Annotated in this window: 21 protein-coding genes and 1 tRNA gene; 7 read left to right on the top strand and 15 right to left on the bottom strand. The window is 70.5% G+C overall.

The features are described 5' to 3' along the window. Positions 1 to 2: 2 nt before the first annotated feature. Together N8N77_RS07800 and N8N77_RS07795 are read right to left on the bottom strand one after the other, a co-directional pair. Positions 3 to 764, bottom strand: a complete 762-nt coding sequence (locus tag N8N77_RS07800; protein ID WP_261166031.1) for an ABC transporter ATP-binding protein — start codon at positions 762 to 764, stop codon at positions 3 to 5. Further along, a complete protein-coding gene (locus N8N77_RS07795; RefSeq protein WP_314732518.1) occupies positions 764 to 1627 on the bottom strand; it encodes an ABC transporter permease in 864 nt (287 codons plus the stop codon). The genes N8N77_RS07800 and N8N77_RS07795 overlap by 1 nt, the downstream gene beginning before the upstream one ends. A gap of 198 nt (positions 1628 to 1825) precedes the next feature. Here N8N77_RS07795 and rfbA point away from each other — a divergent pair, with 198 nt between their 5' ends. From rfbA to rfbD, 3 genes are read left to right on the top strand one after another with little or no spacing between them, the layout of a single operon-like run. After that, positions 1826 to 2695, top strand: a complete 870-nt coding sequence (gene rfbA, locus N8N77_RS07790) for a glucose-1-phosphate thymidylyltransferase RfbA (RefSeq protein ID WP_261166028.1) — start codon at positions 1826 to 1828, stop codon at positions 2693 to 2695. Beyond that, complete coding sequence (rfbB, locus tag N8N77_RS07785) at positions 2695 to 3693, top strand: dTDP-glucose 4,6-dehydratase (RefSeq protein WP_261166026.1); 999 nt, start codon at positions 2695 to 2697, stop codon at positions 3691 to 3693. Before rfbA ends, rfbB begins: the two co-directional genes overlap by 1 nt. A 4-nt stretch (positions 3694 to 3697) precedes the next feature. Then, positions 3698 to 5134, top strand: a complete 1437-nt coding sequence (rfbD, locus tag N8N77_RS07780) for a dTDP-4-dehydrorhamnose reductase (protein WP_261166392.1) — start codon at positions 3698 to 3700, stop codon at positions 5132 to 5134. A gap of 6 nt (positions 5135 to 5140) precedes the next feature. Here rfbD and N8N77_RS07775 read toward each other — a convergent pair whose 3' ends face one another. From N8N77_RS07775 to N8N77_RS07755, 5 genes are all read right to left on the bottom strand, one after another. Then, positions 5141 to 6223 carry a glycosyltransferase gene (locus N8N77_RS07775; RefSeq protein ID WP_261166025.1) on the bottom strand — a complete coding sequence of 361 codons (1083 nt, stop codon included), beginning with the start codon at positions 6221 to 6223 and terminating at the stop codon, positions 5141 to 5143. Positions 6224 to 6287: 64 nt separating this feature from the next. Beyond that, on the bottom strand, positions 6288 to 7748 hold the full coding sequence (locus tag N8N77_RS07770) for an LCP family protein (protein ID WP_261166023.1): 1461 nt from the start codon (positions 7746 to 7748) through the stop codon (positions 6288 to 6290). Beyond that, the gene (gene purE / locus N8N77_RS07765) at positions 7745 to 8224 is read right to left on the bottom strand and encodes a 5-(carboxyamino)imidazole ribonucleotide mutase (protein WP_261166390.1); all 480 of its coding nucleotides are present in this window, start codon (positions 8222 to 8224) and stop codon (positions 7745 to 7747) included. Before purE ends, N8N77_RS07770 begins: the two co-directional genes overlap by 4 nt. Before the next feature lie 109 nt (positions 8225 to 8333). Continuing rightward, entirely contained in the window at positions 8334 to 8966 is a 633-nt protein-coding gene (locus N8N77_RS07760; RefSeq protein ID WP_261166021.1) for a DNA-directed RNA polymerase subunit beta, read from the bottom strand. A 40-nt stretch (positions 8967 to 9006) separates the two neighbouring features. Beyond that, positions 9007 to 10110, bottom strand: a complete 1104-nt coding sequence (locus N8N77_RS07755) for a mechanosensitive ion channel family protein (protein WP_261166019.1) — start codon at positions 10108 to 10110, stop codon at positions 9007 to 9009. Positions 10111 to 10222: 112 nt separating this feature from the next. Here N8N77_RS07755 and N8N77_RS07750 point away from each other — a divergent pair, with 112 nt between their 5' ends. Both N8N77_RS07750 and N8N77_RS07745 read left to right on the top strand, forming a co-directional pair. Then, positions 10223 to 10837: a rhomboid family intramembrane serine protease gene (locus tag N8N77_RS07750; protein ID WP_261166017.1), complete on the top strand. Its 615-nt coding sequence runs from the start codon at positions 10223 to 10225 to the stop codon at positions 10835 to 10837. Further along, positions 10834 to 11688, top strand: coding sequence for an endo alpha-1,4 polygalactosaminidase (locus N8N77_RS07745; RefSeq protein ID WP_261166015.1), 855 nt, complete (start codon positions 10834 to 10836; stop codon positions 11686 to 11688). The genes N8N77_RS07750 and N8N77_RS07745 overlap by 4 nt, the downstream gene beginning before the upstream one ends. 53 nt (positions 11689 to 11741) lie before the next feature. Here N8N77_RS07745 and N8N77_RS07740 read toward each other — a convergent pair whose 3' ends face one another. The 7 genes from N8N77_RS07740 to N8N77_RS07710 form a co-directional block, all read right to left on the bottom strand. After that, positions 11742 to 12347 carry a GyrI-like domain-containing protein gene (locus N8N77_RS07740; protein WP_261166013.1) on the bottom strand — a complete coding sequence of 202 codons (606 nt, stop codon included), beginning with the start codon at positions 12345 to 12347 and terminating at the stop codon, positions 11742 to 11744. Positions 12348 to 12388: 41 nt separating this feature from the next. Further along, positions 12389 to 13489, bottom strand: a complete 1101-nt coding sequence (locus N8N77_RS07735; RefSeq protein WP_261166011.1) for a YihY/virulence factor BrkB family protein — start codon at positions 13487 to 13489, stop codon at positions 12389 to 12391. 64 nt (positions 13490 to 13553) lie between these two features. Beyond that, complete coding sequence (locus tag N8N77_RS07730; protein WP_261166010.1) at positions 13554 to 14129, bottom strand: DUF3618 domain-containing protein; 576 nt, start codon at positions 14127 to 14129, stop codon at positions 13554 to 13556. Then, the gene (locus N8N77_RS07725) at positions 14126 to 14539 is read right to left on the bottom strand and encodes a phage holin family protein (RefSeq protein WP_261166008.1); all 414 of its coding nucleotides are present in this window, start codon (positions 14537 to 14539) and stop codon (positions 14126 to 14128) included. Before N8N77_RS07725 ends, N8N77_RS07730 begins: the two co-directional genes overlap by 4 nt. Before the next feature lie 2 nt (positions 14540 to 14541). Continuing rightward, positions 14542 to 15288 carry a hypothetical protein gene (locus N8N77_RS07720; RefSeq protein WP_261166007.1) on the bottom strand — a complete coding sequence of 249 codons (747 nt, stop codon included), beginning with the start codon at positions 15286 to 15288 and terminating at the stop codon, positions 14542 to 14544. Between the two features lie 238 nt (positions 15289 to 15526). Continuing rightward, positions 15527 to 15602: transfer RNA gene (locus tag N8N77_RS07715), tRNA-Lys, on the bottom strand. Positions 15603 to 15673: 71 nt separating this feature from the next. After that, positions 15674 to 16252, bottom strand: a complete 579-nt coding sequence (locus N8N77_RS07710; RefSeq protein ID WP_261166006.1) for an isochorismatase family protein — start codon at positions 16250 to 16252, stop codon at positions 15674 to 15676. A gap of 80 nt (positions 16253 to 16332) precedes the next feature. Here N8N77_RS07710 and N8N77_RS07705 point away from each other — a divergent pair, with 80 nt between their 5' ends. Both N8N77_RS07705 and N8N77_RS07700 read left to right on the top strand, forming a co-directional pair. Continuing rightward, positions 16333 to 17187 carry a DMT family transporter gene (locus N8N77_RS07705; protein ID WP_261166005.1) on the top strand — a complete coding sequence of 285 codons (855 nt, stop codon included), beginning with the start codon at positions 16333 to 16335 and terminating at the stop codon, positions 17185 to 17187. Positions 17188 to 17436: 249 nt separating this feature from the next. After that, positions 17437 to 17922 (top strand): FBP domain-containing protein, encoded by a 486-nt coding sequence (locus N8N77_RS07700; RefSeq protein WP_261166004.1) that lies wholly within the window; start codon positions 17437 to 17439, stop codon positions 17920 to 17922. On the opposite strand, the gene N8N77_RS07695 is transcribed toward N8N77_RS07700, so the two are convergent. Next, positions 17912 to 18595, bottom strand: a complete 684-nt coding sequence (locus tag N8N77_RS07695) for an SDR family oxidoreductase (protein ID WP_261166003.1) — start codon at positions 18593 to 18595, stop codon at positions 17912 to 17914. The genes N8N77_RS07700 and N8N77_RS07695 overlap by 11 nt on opposite strands. Between the last annotated feature and the right edge of the window lie 81 nt (positions 18596 to 18676).

Genomic DNA, 18676 nt, shown 5'->3' with positions numbered 1-18676 from the left:
TCTCAGTGGGGCGTGCTACGCAGCACCTGTACGGCTTCTTCGATGTCACCGTCGAAGAGCACCTTGTGGTCGTGGATCACGATCCCCCGCGAGCACAGCCGCTGCACGGTGGACATGTCGTGGCTGACGACGAGCATCGTCACCCCCTGGGTGACCAATTCCTCGATCTTCTGGTAGCACTTCTCCCGGAAAGGCGCGTCACCCACCGACAGCACCTCGTCGACGAGCAGCACATCGAGGTCGACGTGGATGGCGACTGCGAATGCCAGCCGCATAAACATCCCGGACGAGTAGTGCTTCACTTCGGTGTCGATGAAGTCCCCGATCTCACTGAAGGCGACGATGTCGTCGAAGCGCTCGTCGATCTGCTTCGCCGACATCCCCAGGATCGCGGCGTTCAGGTACACGTTCTCCCGCCCCGAAAGATCCGGGTGGAAGCCCGCGCCGACCTCGATGAGGCCCGCGACCCGGCCGCGGGTGAACACCCGCCCGGCGTCGGGCTCCAGCACCCCCGAGACCATCTTCAACGTCGTGGACTTCCCGGAGCCGTTGAATCCGAGCACAGCGACCGATTCGCCTTCACCGATCTGGAAGCTGACGTCGTCGAGCGCCTTGAAGACGTCCGCCCGCACCTTCTTTCCCTTGATCCACGACACGAACGCCTCCTTGAACGAGTGCGTGTTCCGCTTCAGGAACTGCTTCGTGACGTGGTCGACGATGATGGACGGCTTGGTCTTCGTGGTGGCGACGATGGTGCTGGACATCACAGATCCTGGGCGAAGGTGCGCTCGAAGCGCCGGAAGGTGAGCTGGCCGACGATGAGGAACGCGGCACAGATCGCGATGGACGCGATGATGTAGAGGCCGAAGTGGGGTGCGAACCCATGCCAGGCGTCGCCGGCCGTGGGCGCCCAGAAGCCGTAGTGGAACAGCTCGACCGCAATGGTGATCGGATTGATCATGTAGAGGTAGAGCACCCATTCGGGAAGTCGCTCCGCGACGAACGTCCACGTGTACAGGACCGGCGAGAACCAGGTGCTGAGCATGCGCAGGATCTCCACGAAGTTCTGCGCATCGCGGAAGCGCACGTTCAGGCCGGCGAAGAACAGACCGAGACCGAGCGACGCGGCCGCGAGCACCAGCACGCCGAGGAGGATCGCACCCACCCCGGCGATGCTCGGCACCCAGCCGTAGAGCAGCACCACGACCAGGAGGATCACGAGCTGCGGAAGGAAGTGGACGAACGCCACGATGACCGCCGCGATAGGGAACAGTTCGCGCGGCAAGTAGATTTTCTTCACGAGCGCTCGGTTGTCGACCACCGAGTTCGTGGCATTGCCGAACGCCTCATTGAAGAACGTCACCGCGACGAAGCCGGCGAAGAGGTAGGCAGGGAAGTTTTCCACACCACGGTTCATCCCGAAGATGAAGCCCATCACGAGCCAGTAGACGAGGAACTGGATGAGCGGCTTGACGTACGACCATGTCCAGCCGAGGGCGGAGTTCCGGTACCGGGTCGCGGTCCCCTTGCGGACGAGGAGCCTGAGGAGGTACCGCCAGCGGATGACATCCAGCAGGCCGCGCCCGCGACCGGGCACGTCGAACTCGCTCAGATCAACGGTAGTCACTCGGGTTGCGCCCCACATCGACTCGGGAATAGGCCACAGGTGATCGTACCGTCACGTTTCTGGGTGCCCGCTTCGACGCCCCGGGAAGCTGCGCCGCCCGCGCGCGCCCAGATCATCGTCTGAGCGGGGCCCGCGCGTATCAGGCCGGGCTCATCGGTCTCCCTATCTCCGACACGACCACACGATCTGGGGGACAGATTGAAAGGCATCATCCTCGCCGGTGGCTCCGGCACGCGCCTGCACCCGGTCACCTTCGGGGTCTCGAAGCAACTGGTGCCCGTCTACGACAAGCCGATGATCTACTACCCGCTGTCGACGCTCATGCTCGCCGGCATCCGCGACATCCTCGTGATCACCACCCCACACGACGCCGAGGCCTTCGAACGGCTCCTGGGCGACGGATCGCAATTCGGAGTGGATCTGACATTCGCGCAGCAGCCGTCGCCCGACGGCCTCGCACAGGCGTTCACCATCGGCGCGGACTTCATCGGAGACGACAAGGTGGCGCTCGTCCTCGGCGACAACCTGCTCTACGGACCGGGCCTGGGGTCGCAGCTACAGCAGTACGCCGATGTGGACGGCGGCGCCGTGTTCGCCTACTGGGTGTCGAATCCGCGCTCGTACGGTGTGGTGGAGTTCGACGCGGCGGGCACCGCCATCTCGCTCGAGGAGAAGCCGACGGAGCCGAAGTCGAACTACGCGGTGCCCGGCCTGTACTTCTACGACAACGACGTCGTCGAGATCGCCAAGGGCCTGAAGCCTTCCGCGCGGGGCGAGTACGAGATCACCGACGTCAATCGCGCGTATCTCGAGCGCGGCCGGCTGCGCGTCGAGGTCCTTCCTCGCGGCACCGCATGGCTCGACACCGGGACGTTCGACGACATGATCGACGCCGCCGACTACGTACGGACGATGGAACGCCGCACCGGGCTCAAGATCGGCTGCCCTCAAGAGGTCGGGTGGCGGCAGGGGTTCCTGACCGACGACGAGCTCGGTCGACACGCGGAGCGGCTCGTCAAGTCGGGGTACGGCACGTACCTGCTCGGTCTGCTCGAGCGCGGCAGCTGATGGCGCGCCTGCTCGTCACCGGCGGCGCCGGCTTCATCGGCTCCAACTTCGTCCACCACGTGGTGTCCCAGACGGACCACACCGTCACGGTGCTCGACAAGCTCACCTACGCGGGCAATCGCGATTCGCTCGCCGGCCTCCCGGAGGACCGCGTCCGGCTCGTGGTGGGATCCATCGCCGACGCCGACCTGGTCGACGCGTTGTTCGCCGAGACGGACGCCGTCGTGCACTACGCGGCCGAATCGCACAACGACAACTCGCTCAACGACCCGCGCCCGTTCCTCGACACGAACATCATCGGCACGTACACGCTGCTCGAGGCCGCCCGCCGACACGGGACGCGTTTCCATCACATCTCCACGGACGAGGTGTACGGCGACCTGGATCTGGACGATCCCGCGCGCTTCACCGAGAGCACCCCCTACAACCCGTCCTCCCCGTACTCTTCGACCAAGGCGGGCAGCGACCTGCTCGTGCGCGCCTGGGTGCGCTCGTTCGGCGTGCGGGCGACGATCTCGAACTGCTCCAACAACTACGGCCCCTACCAGCACGTCGAGAAGTTCATCCCCCGCCAGATCACGAACGTGCTCCGCGGCGTCCGCCCGAAGGTGTACGGCACGGGCGAGAACGTGCGCGACTGGATCCATGCCGACGATCATTCGTCGGCGGTGCTCACAATCCTCGAGAGGGGCGAGATCGGTCAGACTTACCTGATCGGCGCCGACGGCGAGGAGAGCAACCGGAGGGTCGTCGAGACGATCCTCGAGCTCATGGGCGAGCCGCCCGACGCGTACGACCTCGTCGCCGACCGCGCGGGGCACGATCTGCGCTATGCGATCGACGCGACCCGCTTGCGCCGCGAGCTCGGCTGGCGGCCGCGCTTTCAGGACTTCCGCGCCGGCCTGGCGGACACCATCGCGTGGTACCGCGACAACGAGGCCTGGTGGGCGCATGCCAAGGACGGCGTCGAGGCGTTCTACGCGTCGAAGGGGCAGTGACGTGATGGAGTTCGGCAAGCCCCTCACCGTGACCGAGACGCCCATTCCGGGGCTGCTCGTATTCGACCTGCCTGTACACGGCGACGCCCGCGGCTGGTTCAAGGAGAACTGGCAACGGCAGAAGATGACCGCCCTAGGCCTGCCCGATTTCGGACCGGTGCAGAACAACGTCTCGTTCAACGCTCGGCCCGGGACGACGCGCGGCATCCACGCCGAACCATGGGACAAGTGGGTCTCGGTCGCGAGCGGTCGCGTCTTCGGCGCCTGGGTCGACCTGCGCGAAGGTCCCACGTTCGGCGCCGTGTATACGACCGAGGTGGATCCGTCGAAGGCCGTCTTCGTGCCGCGCGGCGTCGGCAACGCGTTCCAGGCGCTCGCGGCGGGAACGGCCTATACGTACCTCGTCAACGACCACTGGTCGCCCGACGCCGCGTACTCGTTCCTGAACCTGGCCGACGAGACCGCGGCGATCCCCTGGCCGATCCCCCTGGAGCATGCCGAGGTCTCCGAGAAGGACAGGGCCCACCCGCGCCTGCCGGACGTCGCGCCCGTCGGGCCGCGCAAGGTGCTCGTCCTCGGCGCGAACGGACAGCTGGGCCGCGCTCTGCGCGCCGAGCTCGGCGACGCGGGCCACGTCGAGTACGCGGCACGCGCGGAGGTCGACCTGGCCTCTCCTGACCTGGCGGACGCCCGCCGCTGGCGCGACTACGGCGTCATCATCAACGCCGCCGCGTACACCGCCGTGGACCAGGCCGAAACCCCCGAGGGGCGCACCGAGGCCTGGGCCGTCAACGTGACGGCTGTCGCGGCCCTCGCGCGCATCGCGGCGGAACACCACATCACGCTCGTCCACGTCTCGAGCGACTACGTCTTCGACGGCGCGGCGGGGCGTCCCTATCGCGAGGACGATTCGGTCGCGCCGCTCGGCGTGTACGGGCAGACGAAGGCGGCGGGCGACGCGCTCGTGGCCTCGGTCGCGCGCCACTACATCGTGCGGACGTCGTGGGTGATCGGCGAGGGGCCCAACTTCGTGCGGACCATGGCCGCGCTCGCCCAGCGCGGCATCGACCCGAAGGTGGTCGACGACCAGGTCGGACGGCTCACCTTCACCGACGATCTGGCCCGCGCGATCCGGCACCTGCTCGCCTCCGGTGCGCCCGCCGGCGTCTACAACGTCACCGGTAGCGGCGAACCCCGCACGTGGGCTCAGATCGCCGCCCGCGTGTTCGACGTGATGGGGCACGACCCCGCCAGGGTGACTCCGGTGGCCACGGCCGACTACAACGCCGGAAGGACGGGGGTCGCGCCACGACCGTCGAGCAGCGTGCTCGACCTGACGAAGCTGGAAGCGACCGGGTTCACGCCGACCGATTCGGACGTGGCGCTGAAGCGCTACCTCACGGCTTACGCGGCGCTCACCGCGCCGTCGCGCGCCCGGTGACAGCGCTCACAGGTCCGCGTGCAGCTGCCAGACCTTCTCGGCGGAACCCATCCAGGTGAACGCCCGCGCGCGGTCCCGCCCGAGCACCGACAGGCGCCGGCCGCCGCTGTCGACCACCGTGCGCAGCGCCTCGGGCATCTGATCCGCGGGCACGAAGAGGCCGCCGTCGTAGATCACCTCGCGGTGCACGGGCGAGTCCACCGCCACCAGCGGGGTGCCGAGCGCCATGGCCTCCGTGGCACGCCACGGCCACGCGCTGCGCGGGCTGGGGGCGAGGAACGCCCGCGCTCCCCCGATCACCGCCGCCCGGTCCCCGCGGTCGAGCCACCCGCGCGCGTGCACCCGACGCTCGGGCAGCCCCGCCGCCGCCGCGAGGTCGACGACCGTCGGCTCCGCCCCCTCGGGCACGCCGATCACGACGATGTCGAGCGTGGTCGCCGCGGCCGCGCGCAGGGCGGCGGCGAGCCCGTCGGACTCCGCCGGGCCACCCGCGGTCGCGACGTACTCGACGGGCAGGCGCAGATCGCGCCGGCGGGCGTCCGCGTCCGTGGGCACGGCGAAGCCGTCGAGCACGGCGCCGGGAATCACCCGGATCCGCTCACCCAGGTCGGCCCACTCGGCGAGCCGCTCGGCGATCGCGTGGGTGGGAACGACGATGGCGTCGGCGTGCTTCATGGCGCGGCGCAGCATCGCGCGCTGCCAGTCGGCCTCGGCCCGCGACACCTCGGACGGGGTCTCCCACGGAGCGAGGTCCCAGACGGTGACGACGGTCTGATCCCCCTCGTTCACGCGGTCGTGCCGCACGAGCGGGGCCATCAGCGTGGGCGAGTGGATGAGGCCGCCCCCCACCCCGGATGCGACACCGAACCGCCATGCCGCGGCGAGCTGCATGCGGTTGAGGCGCAGACGGTGCTCGTGGCTCAGGCCCGCGAGCCCGATGTCCTCCCCGGCCGGAAGGATCCCCTCGACGCGGCACCCGAGCGGCGCGGTGGCCACGAGCGCCGCCGCGAGCTCACGCGACGCCGTCGCCACGTCGTCGCCGGTCGGCGAGACGAGCTGATCGAGGACGACGCGCAGACTCACGGACATGCCACGAGCGTACTGTCGCGCACTTCGATCCGCCTGAGCGCCGCCTTCGATTGGGGTCGCTCCGCTACGGCTCGGGGGTGGGCGTCGGAGTGGGCGGGTAGAGGGCGGCGTCGACCATCTCGTGGATCCGGGCGAAGTCCGGGTTCTCCGCGTCCACTCCGCCCTCCGGCGTCAACTCGATGGAGGCGAACGGCTGCTCCTTGGCCTTCGTCCCCAGCTCGATGAAGGCACCCGTCATGCTCTGCGGGATGTCGGTTTGGACGAGCGCGTTGCCGGCGTTCAGGATCTCCTCGAACCGGCCCAGCACCGTCTCGGGCGTGAACTGATCCAGGATTGCCTGCTGCAACTGACGCTGGCGGCCCATGCGGTCCCAGTCGTTGGTCGTGTAGCGCGAGCGTGCGTACCACTGCGCGGTGTCGCCATCCATGCGCTGCAGCCCCGGCTCGATCCATCCGACGGCCCAGTCCTCGGCCGGCTGCCCCTCGTAGGCGGGGCCCCATCCCTTGGGCAGCCGCTCCGCGACCTCGATCTCCACGCCGCCGAGCGCGTCGATCAGGCGAGCGAAGCCGTTCATGTCGATGAAGACGTGGAACTGGATCTCAATGCCCAGAATGCCCTCGGCGGCGTCCTTGGTGGCCTCGATCGCCGGTCGCGAATACGTGGGGTCGAGGCCGGGGTACAGGCTCTCGCCGCGGTCCTGGCTGCAGTACTCGACGGCGTTCGTGAGGTTGTTGATGTGGTTGTTCCACCCGCACGCCGGGTCGTATCGGCCCTCGAAACCGTTCGGGTAGAGGGCGTGCATGGGGCTGTCCTCGGGGAACGGCACGTTGGGCATGTCACGCGGGATGCCGGTGATCGTGACGGCTCCCGTGTCGGCGTTGATCGACACCACCGAGATGCTGTCGAAGCGCATGGAATCTCGCCCCTCACCGGAGTCCGCGCCGAGCAGCAGGATGTTGTAGTACCCGTCGACGGGCGCTACGGGGAAGCCGGTGGGCAGGATGCTGCCCAGGTTGCTGCCCGCGAAGAGCTTGGGGGCTGCGAAGGCCACGCCCCCGCCGGTCACCACCATGAGCGCGACCGAGAGCAGAGCGATGAGGAAGCGCGAGGGGTTCGATGTCTTCACCAGGCGCACGAGACGCAGGGTGTCGATGCCGAGCACGATCCAGAGCACTCCGTATGCCACGACAGCCGCTCCACCGATGATCATGGAGATCGGGAAGAGCACGATCGTGATCGTGCCGGCCGGCCACAACAGCAGGCCGAGGACGAGCACGACGGCGACGGCCCACAGCAGCAGCGTCGTGCCGAGGGCGAACCTGCCGAGACGGCGGTTGCCGGCCAGCACCTGCGCGGATCCGGGGATCAGCCAGCCGAGGATCACGAGCCACCATCCGCGGCGCGTCATCACGGGCGGGGACGACGAATCCGGGTACCGCAGCGGCCGCGCGTTCAAGACGCCGGCCGATCGCGCCGTCAGCTCGGGTGCCGCCGCGCGCGAGCGCGAGGGGCTCGTCACGCTCACTCGGCGACCCTCAGCGAGGCCTTGAGGCGCTCGTTCTTCTCGTCCACCTGCGCCTCGAGCTGCCGCGCGTAAGCCTCCACGCGGTCGCCGATCGCGGCCTCGGATGCTCCCAGGATGCGTGCCGCCAGCAGGCCCGCGTTCCTGGCGCCGTTGATCGAGACGGTGGCGACGGGGATGCCGGCGGGCATCTGGACGATCGACAGGAGGGAGTCGAGCCCCTCGAGCGTCTTCAGCTGCACGGGCACGCCGATGACGGGCAGCGGCGTGAGCGAGGCGAGCATGCCCGGCAGGTGCGCCGCTCCGCCGGCACCGGCGATGATCGCCCGCAGCCCCCGGCCCCGCGCCTGGCGCCCGTAGGCGACGAGCTTGTCGGGCGTCCGGTGGGCCGATACGACCTCCACCTCGTGTGGGATGCCGAACTCCGTCAGCGCCTGCGAGGCGTCGGCCATCACGCGCCAATCGGAATCGGAGCCCATGACGACGCCGACGAGGGGGTTCTCGGACGAGTTCAGCACGCGTAAAGGCTAGGCGAGCCGCCTGGAAAGCCCCGCATGCGACCCGCACATCCGCCGGGAGACGCTGCGGTCAGGCCAGGGCGTCGCGGCGCCACAGACGTGCCGCGACCGCGAGGTCGCCGGCGTAGGTCGACAGACGCAGCGCCCGCGAGGTGAGGGCGCTGGCCCGCTCCGGTTCGCTCGGCTCGTAGTCATCCGCGAGGTGGGTGGCACCCGACGCCTGCACGCGGCAGAAGGCCGCCGCCCGGTCGAGCGCCCCCGCAAAGTCGCCCGTGAACGCCCCCCGCAGGATGGTGTCGATCAGCGCCACCAGCTCGGCGGGGCCGGCGGGCGTCGGGGCGCCCGCCACGACGGGATCGGCCGACAGGAGCTCGACGCGGCCCCGCTCGTAGATCAGCGAGGCGGTCTGCGGGTCGTCGTGGATCGACAGCTGCAGCAGGTACAGCCGCCACAGCGAGCCGGGCAGCGTGCGCGCCGGCGACCGCGACCACAGCTCCGCGATGTCGTCGATGCCGTGGCTGTCGGTGAACGAGATGAGCCGGTCGACGACGCGATCGTCCGCCTCGTGACGCACGCGCGCGAGCAGCGCCTGCGCCGTGGAGTGCGCGGCTCGCGACACCTCCGCGGGGTCCTCGGCGGCGAAGAGCCGGTCGAAGGTCTCCGACGGCCGCTTCACCGGCTTGTGGAACTCGTCGCTGCTCATCCTTCCAGGCTACGACCGCCACGCGAAGGGCGGGGCCGCCTCAGGCGTCGACCCCGCGCTCGTCGCCCCACGCCTCCACGAGCGAACGGCGGCGCGGCAGCTCGGCCGGGCGGCGGCGCGCGATGAAGGCCACGAGCCGCTCGCGCACGAGGCAGCGCAGCGTCCACAGGTCGTCGGCGTTCGCGGCGGTCATCGTCGCGCGCAGTTGCGCCACGCCGCCCACGGCATCGGACATGATGAGCCCCGCACTGCGACGGTCCCATTCCGGCGCCGCGTCGAGGATGAGCATGAGCTCCTCGCGCACCGCGTCGACGTCGACCGTGTAATCGGCCTCGACGAAGACGGTGCCGGTGAGTGCCGTCTGGTTGCGCGTCCAGTTCGTGTAGGGGGTCGTCGTGAAGTAGGTCGACGGCAGCACAAGACGACGGTCGTCCCAGATCTGCACGACGACATACGTGAGGGTGATCTCCTCGACGGTGCCGAACTCGCCCCCCACCTCCACCGTGTCGCCCACCTTCAGGGCGTTCGAGAACGCCAGCTGCATGCCCGCGATGAGGTTGCCGAGCGTCGATTGCGCCGCCAGGCCGGCGACGATCGACGCGACGCCCGCCGACGCGAGCAGCGACGCTCCGAAGGTCTCGGCGCCCGGGATCGTCAGCAGCATCGCCGCCACGGTGAGGACCGCCACCACGGCGATGACGAGGCGCCGGATCATCCGGATCTGCGTGCGGCGCCGACGCGCCGTGAACTCGTCCACGACCACGGCGTCCTGCCGCGCCATGGCGCCGTCGACGAGGAAGATCAGCACCTTCGCGATGATCCACCCGACCATGCCGATCACGCACAGCCTCAGGCCGTACTCGACGCCCCCGGCAAGCGCCTCCAGGCCGCGCGGGATGAACCGCGGCACCGACACCCATGCCGCGGCGACCGCGACGATCCAGAACAGCGGCCGCGTGAAGCGCCCGCGCAGCTCGGCGAAGACCCGATGCCGACGCTCGAGCGCCGCGGTCACGCGGCCGAAGACGAACGCGAGGATCAGGGCGAGCCCGACCGAGCCCGCCACCGCGATGCCCACGGCGAGCCAGGAGGTCCACGGGTTGGCGGCGACCGTGTTCACGACGTCGTCGAGTTCGTCGTCCATGCCTCCACGCTAGCCGCGGCGCTCGCCGGCACATCCAGGCCCCGTCCAGGCGCCGGCGGTGCCCGGACAGGGGCCTGCACGGTCGGAGCCGACGAGATGCGACGATGATCCCATGACGACGACCCAGGGCCCCGCCCGCACGGGCGGCGGCCTCCTCGCCCGCGCGGCGCAGCCTCTCATCCTCCTCGCCGCCATGTGGGCGGTCTTCGGGCTCGACGCGGTGCTGCCCGGCAGCTGGAACGCCGAGTACGGCATCGAGTCGTGGGCGTTCGACGGCCTCGACGGCGTGCTGCTGTCACCGGGCCTGCACGCCGACGCCGCGCACCTCACGTCCAATTCGGTGCCGTTCCTCATCCTCGGCCTGCTCGTCGCGTTGGACGGGATCGGGCGGTACTGGGCCGTGACGACGATCATCGCGGTCATCGGCGGGCTGGGCACGTGGGTCGTCAACTCCCCCGGCACGCTCACGGTCGGCGCCTCCGGTCTCGTCTTCGGGTACTTCGGCTATCTGCTGGTCCGCGCCTTCGTGGCCCGCTCCCTCGGCCACGGCATCCTGTACGCGCTGATCGCCGTGGCGGTCGCCGTCGCGTACGGCGGCACGATGCTCACGGGCATCTTCGGCGCCGCGGAGGGAATCTCCTGGCAGGCCCACCTGTTCGGCGCGATCGGCGGCGCCGTCGCGGCCGTCGTCACCCGCCCGCGGCGCGGGGCGCCCGGCACCCCGTGACCGGAAGCCCCGCCGCTGCGCCGGACGCCGTGTCGTTCCCGCGCCGCCTCCGCGCCACCGCCCTCGTCGCCGCGGCTGCCGCGCTCGTGACGGGATGCGCCCCCGCCGGTGACGAGGCGGCGATCGCGCTGCCTCCGACCGCGGGGACGTTCGACTATCAGCTGGGCGGCACCGACGACACGCTTCGCGACGACTCGCCCCTCGACGTGGTGGTGCGCGATGTCACGGCCGAACCCCTCCCCGGCGCCTACAGCGTCTGCTACGTCAACGGATTCCAGACCCAACCGGGCGCGGAGTGGGACGAGACGCTCCTGCTGCGGGAGGAGGACGGCACCCCCGTGGTCGACCCGCAGTGGCCCGATGAGCGTGTGCTCGACCCCTCGACGGCGCGACAGCGCGAGGGGATCCTCGACGTGATCGTGCCCCTCCTCGATCGCTGCGCGCACGCCGGATTCGACGCCGTCGAGATCGACAACCTCGACACCTGGGCACGCTTCGCGGGCATCGACCGCGGCGGTGGGTTCGAGCTCGCGTCGGCCTATGTCGACGCGGCCCACGCCCGTGGCCTCGCGATCGCGCAGAAGAACGCCGCCGAAGCGGCGCCGGATGCGCGGCGGCTCGGATTCGATTTCGCCGTGACGGAGGAATGCGCCGCCTACGACGAATGTGCGGCATACACCGACGCCTACGGCGACCACGTGCTACAGATCGAGTACCCCGACGCCCTCGCCGGCGCCGGGCTCACCTTCGCCGACGTCTGCGCGCTGCCCGATCGCGCACCGCTCACGATCCTCCGAGACCGGGACCTCGTCGCGCAGCACGTCGCGACGCATCTCTACGAGGCCTGCTGAGCCGCCGCGTCGCGGGCTCGGGCGTGATCGCGCACCCGCCCGGAGCGCCGCGCTCAGCCCACGGGCTGACGCAGGATGGTCCGCAGCCGCTCCGGCGCCGTGCGGCGCGGATCGCTCAGGTAGATCTCGTGGTGGTGACCCGTCATGCGCAGCCCGAGACCGGGGATCACCTCGTCGTGCAGGAGCGCGAGAACCGGCCCCTCCTCGTCGAAGGAGCCGATGTGCAGCGTCTGCACGCAGCGCCCCTCGTCGAGCTCACGCACGCGCAGCTCGCCCCGCAGCGGCGTCCGCTTCTCCGCCTGCGCGATCGCGGCGTCGACGGCGTCATCGTCGATCCACTCGGGCACCAGGAGCAGCATGGTCCAGTACCAGCGCGACTTGTCGCGGGCGGTGGTGAACGACGTCATGTCGTCGGCCCACCACAGCCCCTCCAGCGGCGGCACGACGTAGTCGAGGCCGGCCGCCTTGCTGGCGAACTTCAGCGCATAAGCCACCGGGTACAGCGTCTCGAGCGCTTCCCGGTACCGCGCGGAGCTGTTCGGATCGCCCGACCCGTCGACCGCCAGGTAACGCATCGGCGGCACGTCGACGACGCGGAACTCGCCGCGCCGCGCACGATAGGAGTCGCGCGTCCTCGCGAGGTCGACCTTCTCCGGCATGCGCCCATCGTGCCATCACCGCAGCCGCGCGGCGAGCGGGATCAGGCCTTCGAGCGCCGGTCGTCGCCCTCGTCGCCGTCCGAGCCGTCGGAGCCGTGCTCGAGACGGATCCGGCGCCCCTCGGCCACGTCCTTTCGCTCTGCCTCCTCGGCCTTCTCGATCTTCTTCGTGTCGCGCGGCGGCAGCTGGATGCGTTCCTCCGCCACCGTGCCCGCCTGCAGCTCTCGACCGCGCTCCAGTTCGGCGTCGAACTCCGCGCCGAAGAGCAGCGCGATGTTCATGATCCACAGCCAGAGCAGGAAGATGATCACGCCGGCGAACGACCCGTAGGTGCGCTCATAGTTGGAGAAGTTGCCCACGTAGATGGCGAAGCCGATCGACGCGATCACGAGGACGACGATCGCGATGACCGCGCCGGCGCTGATCCAGCGGAACTTCGGCTGCTTGGCGTTCGGGGTGAAGTAGTAGAGCACGGCCACCATCAGCACGACCACCAGGGCGAGCACCGGCCACTTCGCGATCTGCCAGACCATCACCCCGACCTCGCCGACGCCGAGCGCGTCGCCGATCGCCCGGGCGACGGGCCCCGAGACCACCAGCAGCAGACCGGCCACCACGACGAGCACGATCGCGATGAGCGTGACCATGAGCTGCGTCGGCTTCAGCTTCCAGAACGGACGGCCCTCGTCGATCTCATAGATGCGGTTCATCGCGCGGGTGAAGGCTCCGACGTAACCGGAGGCCGACCAGATGGCGAGGACGACACCGCTGACGAGCGCGAATCCGGCAGAGGGTGAGTTGGCGATCTCCTCGATGGGACCGCGCAGCGTCTCGACCGTCTCGGCCGGCGCGAACGATCCCAGGATGCCCAGCAGTGCGTCGGCGGCCTGCTGGCCCTGCCCGATCACACCGAGCAGCGAGAACACCGCCATGAGGGCGGGGAACAACGCCAGCGTCGCATAGTAGGTCAGGCTTGCAGCCAGGTCGATGCACTGGTCCGAGGAGAACTCGCGCACCGACTTCTTGAAGACGTACTTCCACGAGGGCTTCTTGATGTCGCCGAGCGAATCGGGCTTACCGGGGTGCTCGGGGCTGGGTGCGTCCGTTCGCGAGCGCTCGGGGGACGCGGTCGATCGGGCCATGGTGCTCCTCCTGCCTGCAAGGGGGCGGTCGCGCCGCGCGCGACCGCCCCCCGTGTCGTGTCGATCAGCCTTCGGTGACGTTCTGGCGGCTCTGCTGCGCCTGGTCGCTCACCGTCTCGGCGGCACCCTGCGCCTCGTCGCGGACGTTCGTCACCGCGTTCTGGGCCGTCTCCTTCACGGCGGTCACGGCCTCCTGCGCGGGCTCCTTCAGGTGCTCGCCCATCTCCTGGGCGACCCCCTTGGCCTCCTCCATGAGCGGCTGCGCCTGCTCCTTCACCCTCGCTCCCAGCTCCTTCTCCTTGCTGGAGCTCGGGATGAGCGACGAGGCGAGCAGGCCGACACCGAAGGCGATCAGCCCGACGGCGAGCGGGTTGCCCTCCGCCTTCGCCGAGACGCGGTGAGCGGCGTCGGAGACGCCCGAGCCGACCGACGATCCGGCGCCGTGCATCGAGGATGCGGCGTCGTCAGCGGCCCCCATGATGCGCTCCCGCACGGAGCTGAAGGCGCCCTTCACCTTGTCGGTCTGCCGGTGCATGGCCTTCGACGGGTTGACCTTGTCGGCCAACGCGTCGACGTCGCGGCCCAGCTCGTCGCGGGTGCGATCGATGTCGGCACGGATGGCGTCGGGTGAATCAGTCATCGGTTCTCCTCATTCCTCTTGATCGCGTCGGGGATCTTCTGCAGGGAGTCCACGGTGCGCGGTGCCCCCTTGACCTGCTTCAGGCGGTTGCGTCCCATCAGGAACAGCACCAGGGCGACGATGGCCCAGATCAGCGCCACGACGACGGCCGACCAGCCGAGACCCATGAGCTGCCCGAGCGCCCACCACAGCGCGACGCTCAGGAAGAACACGGCCATCATCGCGGCGTAGCCGGCGCCGCCGAACATTCCGGCCCCCGCGCCGGCCTGCGTCGCCGACTGCTTCAGCTCCGCCTTGGCGAGCTCCACCTCCTGGCGGAACAGGGACGAGATGTCTCTCGTGACCTCGCCGAGCAGGTCGCCGAGCGAGGTGGTGGCGGCCTTCTTTTCGGACGGGGTGGGATCTGTCACCGTCACACCCCCTCGGACGGACGCGTGCCATCCCAACCGGCACGGGTCCGGTCATAGGCGGGCGTCGGCTCCGTCAGGCCTCCGGCGGCCGTCTGACCGGGCGTGCCCGGCTCGACCACGGGAGTGGCGGCCACGTCGGACGCGGGCACCACCGGCGGCGGCGGTGCGACCACGGTCTCCGGGCTGGCGGCAGCGCCGGTGCCCGTGTGCGACCCGGTCGACTGCTCCTCGCGGGCGCCCTCGGCGAGCGCTCGCGTGAGGCGTCCCGCCGCGACACCCGCGACGGCTGCTGCGGCGATGAACATGCCGGGCTTGCGGCGTGCGAACGACTTCACCTCGTTCAGCAGCGATCCCGGATCGCGCTGGCCCAGCCAGTCGGACACGTCCGAGAGCCGCTGCGACGCCTGCTGCACCAGGTCCACGGCCATGCCCTGGTTGTCAGCGCCCTGCGCCATCGAGCCGAACTGCTCCCCCAGCGAGCGCAGGCCGTCCGCCACGCGCTGCTGCTGCGTCGCGGCCTGGTCCCGAAGTTCCTGCGTCGTCTGGCGGTAGACGTCCCTGACCTGTGTCTTGGCCTCGTGGCCGACGGCGGAGACCTCCTGCTTCGCCGTCTCCATCACGTGACCGGCCTCGGCCTGAGCCGTGTCCTTCAGCTCCGTGGCCTCGTGCTTGACGGCGTCGGTCTTGCTCCCCTGCTCCGACTCCGCTCCGGGCCCCGCTGCTGGCGTCTGACCATAACTCTGCGACATTGGCTTCCCTTCCTCACCGATTTCGGACAGTGGGTTCGCCAACGATCAAACGCGCTCCGCGCCTCTTTCGCGCCCCGATTGACCTGGACGCCGATCCATGGCAGGGTGGCCGATTCCGCTTCACCGGAACGCGTCGGCCGAGCGGCCGCGAGGTGCGTCGCGGCGCAGGAATCTGCGATGCGCGCGACGTGCGGGCGGAGGTCGCGGGCGATCTCGGAGGGGCGGATCGCGCACGCAATGGTGGGCCCAGAGGGGCTCGAACCCTCGACCTACGGATTAAAAGTCCGCTGCTCTACCGACTGAGCTATAGGCCCGCGTCAACTCTACGCCGTGGGCAGCGCGAAGCCGCGGCCGGGTGGCCCGGTCGCCGGGCCCCGTGGGGCCGTCAGGCGCGGGCGGGGCTCAGCTCGCCGCCGGCGTGCACGATCTCGGCCAGCGCCGCCTCGCTCGGCTCCGGCGCGACGCCGGCGACGAGGTCGGTGAGGATGCGCACCCGCTGCCCGTGCGAGATCGCGTCGAGCGCCGAGGCGCGCACGCAGTGGTCGGTGGCGATCCCCACGACGTCGACCTCGACGATGCCGTTCTCGGTGAGCAGGTCACCGACCGTGGCGCCCTCGTCCGTGACGCCCTCGAACATCGAGTAGGCAGGCTTTCCCTGGCCCTTCTTGACGTGGTGCGTGACCGCCCCCGTGTCGAGGAGCGGGTCGTAGTCCGCGCCGGCGGTGCCGGCGACGCAGTGGACCGGCCAGGTGTCGACGAAGTCGGGCGTCTCGGCGATGTGACCGCCGTTGTCGCTGTCGGGGTCGTGCCAGTCGCGCGAGGCGACGATGAGCGCATACTCCCCCGCTCGTTCGGCGAGGAGCCGGGTGATGCCCTCTGCCACCGCGTCGCCACCGGCGACGCCGAGCGCGCCGCCCTCGGTGAAGTCGTTCTGCACGTCGACGATGAGAAGCGCCCTGCTCATCCCGATCCGCCTCCTCGATCCGTTTTCCGCCAGCGTACGCCCCGCAGGGAGGGGGGCGCGCCGCGTGCCAGACTGACGTCGTGATCGCCGCCTCCCTCGCCCTCGTCGGGGCCATGATCTGGGGCGGGGCGGACTTCCTCGGCGGCCTTGCGGCCAAGCGGATGGCCGCCGTGCGCGTGACGTTCCTCACCGGCATGGCGGCGCTCGTCCTTCTCCTGCCCGCGCAGCTGCTCGTCGGCGGCGCGTGGTCGGCGCGCGACACCGCGCTCGGGGCGATGGTCGGCGCGCTCTACGCGGTGGGCCTCGTCTGCCTCTATGCCGCCTTCGCCGCCGGGCCCATGGTGATCCTCTCGCCGCTGGCGGCCGTGCTGTCGGCCGTGGTGCCGTCCGTATGGGCGGTGGCCGTCGCGGGTGAATCGCCGGGACCGCTCGCGTGGGCCGGCACGGGTCTCGCGGTGTCCGCCGTGGTGCTGATCGCACGCGCGCGGGGCGAGCGCGCCGCCCGCCCCCGACCCGTGCCGCTCCTCCTCACGATCGTCGCCGGGGTGGCGTTCGGGGCTTTTGTCATCACGCTCGATCAGACCGCGGAGGCGTCGGGCCTCACCCCGCTGATCGCCAGCCGCGTGGTGCTGGCGGCGCTGTGCGGTGCGGGCGTCGCGATCCTCGCGCTGCGGCGCGGTCCCGCGCAGGGGCCGCGCTCCGGTTCGGGGCTGCGGATCGCGCTGGCGGCGGGCGTGTGCGACGCCGCGGCCAATGTGCTCATCCTCGTCGCGCTGCGCACCGGGGATCTCGCGGTGGTCGGGGTGCTGCAGGCGCTCTACCCCGCCGGCACGGTGCTGCTGGCGGCCCTCGTGCTGCGCGAGCGCCTGGCCGCGCCGCAGGCGATCGGTCTCGTGCTCGCCCTCGTGGCGGCCGCGCTCTTCGCTCTCGCCTGAGTCGGCCCGCCCCGCTCGGACGGCGTAGGATGGTCGCGTGTTCGAGACCGGACCCCTGCGGGGAGTGAGGAGGCCGTCGACGCGCTCTGCGTCGGCGACCGAGAGAGCCTGACGATCCGGTGCGGCGTCGGCTCGTGCCGTGCCGCCCGCCTCACGGCGCCGCCGACACTCCGGCGTGCCCGCCACCTCACACACGCGCGTCTTCGGCCGCGCGCGCCCTCATCCTTCTCACACACGAAGAGAGCATTCATGCTTCCCCTCGACGCCGCCCGCATCCGGGCGTCCTTCGCGAACGTCACCGTCCGCGAGCGCAAGAACATCACCCTGCCCGATCTCGACCTGACGGACTGGGGCCGCATCGACTTCCTCGGCTGGCGCGATCACAAGCAGCCGCTCGTCGGCTACGTCGTCGCCATGATCGATGACGAACCCGTCGGCCTCATGCTGAAGCAGGCCGAGGCCACGCCGCGCCAGCGCACGCAGTGCTCCTGGTGCGCCGACGTCCACCTGCCCAACGACGTCGTGCTCTTCAGCACGCGCCGCGCCGGCGCGACCGGCCGGCGCGGCGACGCCATCGGCACCCTCGTCTGCGCCGCCTTCGAGTGCAACGTCAACGCCCGGCGACGACCACCGCTCGCCTACGTCGGCTTCGACGTCGAGGCCGCACGGCAGGCGCGCATCGAGGCGCTGCGGGCGAACGTGGAGCGCTTCGTGCGCGAGGCGATCAGGGAGTAGGCGGCGCGCCCCACTCGTCGCTCTCCACCTTCAGCCGCAGCGCATCCTCGATCGGCTCGTCGCCGTTTCCGAACCGGATGGTGCGGCGGACGGTGGCCTGCTCCACGAGCGACGCGGCGATGACCGCGGCGACGTCACCGCGCGAGACGCGCCCGTCGCCCGGGTCACGCACCGCGATGCGGCCGGTGGGCTCATCGAGCGTGAGCCCACCGGGGCCGAGGACCGTCCACTCCAGGCGACTGGAGCGGAGGTGGGCGTCGGCCGCCGACTTCGCCTCGGCATAGGGGAAGAACGAGCTGTCCTCGGGGGTGCCGTGATCCGGTCCCGCGCCGATGTACGACACCATGACGTACCGGTGGACCCCGGCCCGCTCGGCGGCGTCCATGGATCGGATCGCGGCGTCGCGGTCGACGGCGTAGGTGCGCGCGGCGTCGCCGCCGCCCGCGCCCGCCGCCCACACCACGGCATCGTGTCCGGCGAGGATCTCCGCGAGCGCGTCGACGCTCATCGTCTCGACGTCCGCGACGAGCGGCGAGGCGCCCGCCTCCTCGACATCGGCCGCATGATCCGGGTTCCGGATGACGCTCGTCACCTCGTCTCCCCGTGCCCTCAGCAGGGGCGCGAGACGCAGCGCCACCTTCCCGTGCCCTCCGATGATGACGACGCGTGCCATGTGAGCCTCCTGCTCGACGGGTTTCGTCCCTCAACGCTACGTCGGATCGGTGCCGAGCGGGGCGGATCGGTCAGGTCGCTC

Origin of the sequence: Microbacterium sp. Marseille-Q6965, from assembly GCF_946151065.1 — a bacterium.
GTDB lineage: Bacteria > Actinomycetota > Actinomycetes > Actinomycetales > Microbacteriaceae > Microbacterium.
Note: the sequence above shows the minus strand (reverse complement) of the source record. Positions and strands in the feature narration are given on the sequence as shown.

Excerpts from the sequence above, each read along its gene's own strand:
- N8N77_RS07800 (WP_261166031.1), bottom strand. The coding sequence starts at position 764 with ATGTCCAGCACCATCGTCGCCACCACGAAGACCAAGCCGTCCATCATC.
- rfbB (WP_261166026.1), top strand. The coding sequence starts at position 2,695 with ATGGCGCGCCTGCTCGTCACCGGCGGCGCCGGCTTCATCGGCTCCAAC.
- rfbD (WP_261166392.1), top strand. The coding sequence starts at position 3,698 with ATGGAGTTCGGCAAGCCCCTCACCGTGACCGAGACGCCCATTCCGGGG.
- N8N77_RS07775 (WP_261166025.1), bottom strand. The coding sequence starts at position 6,223 with ATGTCCGTGAGTCTGCGCGTCGTCCTCGATCAGCTCGTCTCGCCGACC.
- purE (WP_261166390.1), bottom strand. The coding sequence starts at position 8,224 with ATGGGCTCCGATTCCGATTGGCGCGTGATGGCCGACGCCTCGCAGGCG.
- N8N77_RS07760 (WP_261166021.1), bottom strand. The coding sequence starts at position 8,966 with ATGAGCAGCGACGAGTTCCACAAGCCGGTGAAGCGGCCGTCGGAGACC.
- N8N77_RS07755 (WP_261166019.1), bottom strand. The coding sequence starts at position 10,110 with ATGGACGACGAACTCGACGACGTCGTGAACACGGTCGCCGCCAACCCG.
- N8N77_RS07750 (WP_261166017.1), top strand. The coding sequence starts at position 10,223 with ATGACGACGACCCAGGGCCCCGCCCGCACGGGCGGCGGCCTCCTCGCC.
- N8N77_RS07740 (WP_261166013.1), bottom strand. The coding sequence starts at position 12,347 with ATGCCGGAGAAGGTCGACCTCGCGAGGACGCGCGACTCCTATCGTGCG.
- N8N77_RS07735 (WP_261166011.1), bottom strand. The coding sequence starts at position 13,489 with ATGGCCCGATCGACCGCGTCCCCCGAGCGCTCGCGAACGGACGCACCC.
- N8N77_RS07730 (WP_261166010.1), bottom strand. The coding sequence starts at position 14,129 with ATGACTGATTCACCCGACGCCATCCGTGCCGACATCGATCGCACCCGC.
- N8N77_RS07720 (WP_261166007.1), bottom strand. The coding sequence starts at position 15,288 with ATGTCGCAGAGTTATGGTCAGACGCCAGCAGCGGGGCCCGGAGCGGAG.
- N8N77_RS07710 (WP_261166006.1), bottom strand. The coding sequence starts at position 16,252 with ATGAGCAGGGCGCTTCTCATCGTCGACGTGCAGAACGACTTCACCGAG.
- N8N77_RS07700 (WP_261166004.1), top strand. The coding sequence starts at position 17,437 with ATGCTTCCCCTCGACGCCGCCCGCATCCGGGCGTCCTTCGCGAACGTC.
- N8N77_RS07695 (WP_261166003.1), bottom strand. The coding sequence starts at position 18,595 with ATGGCACGCGTCGTCATCATCGGAGGGCACGGGAAGGTGGCGCTGCGT.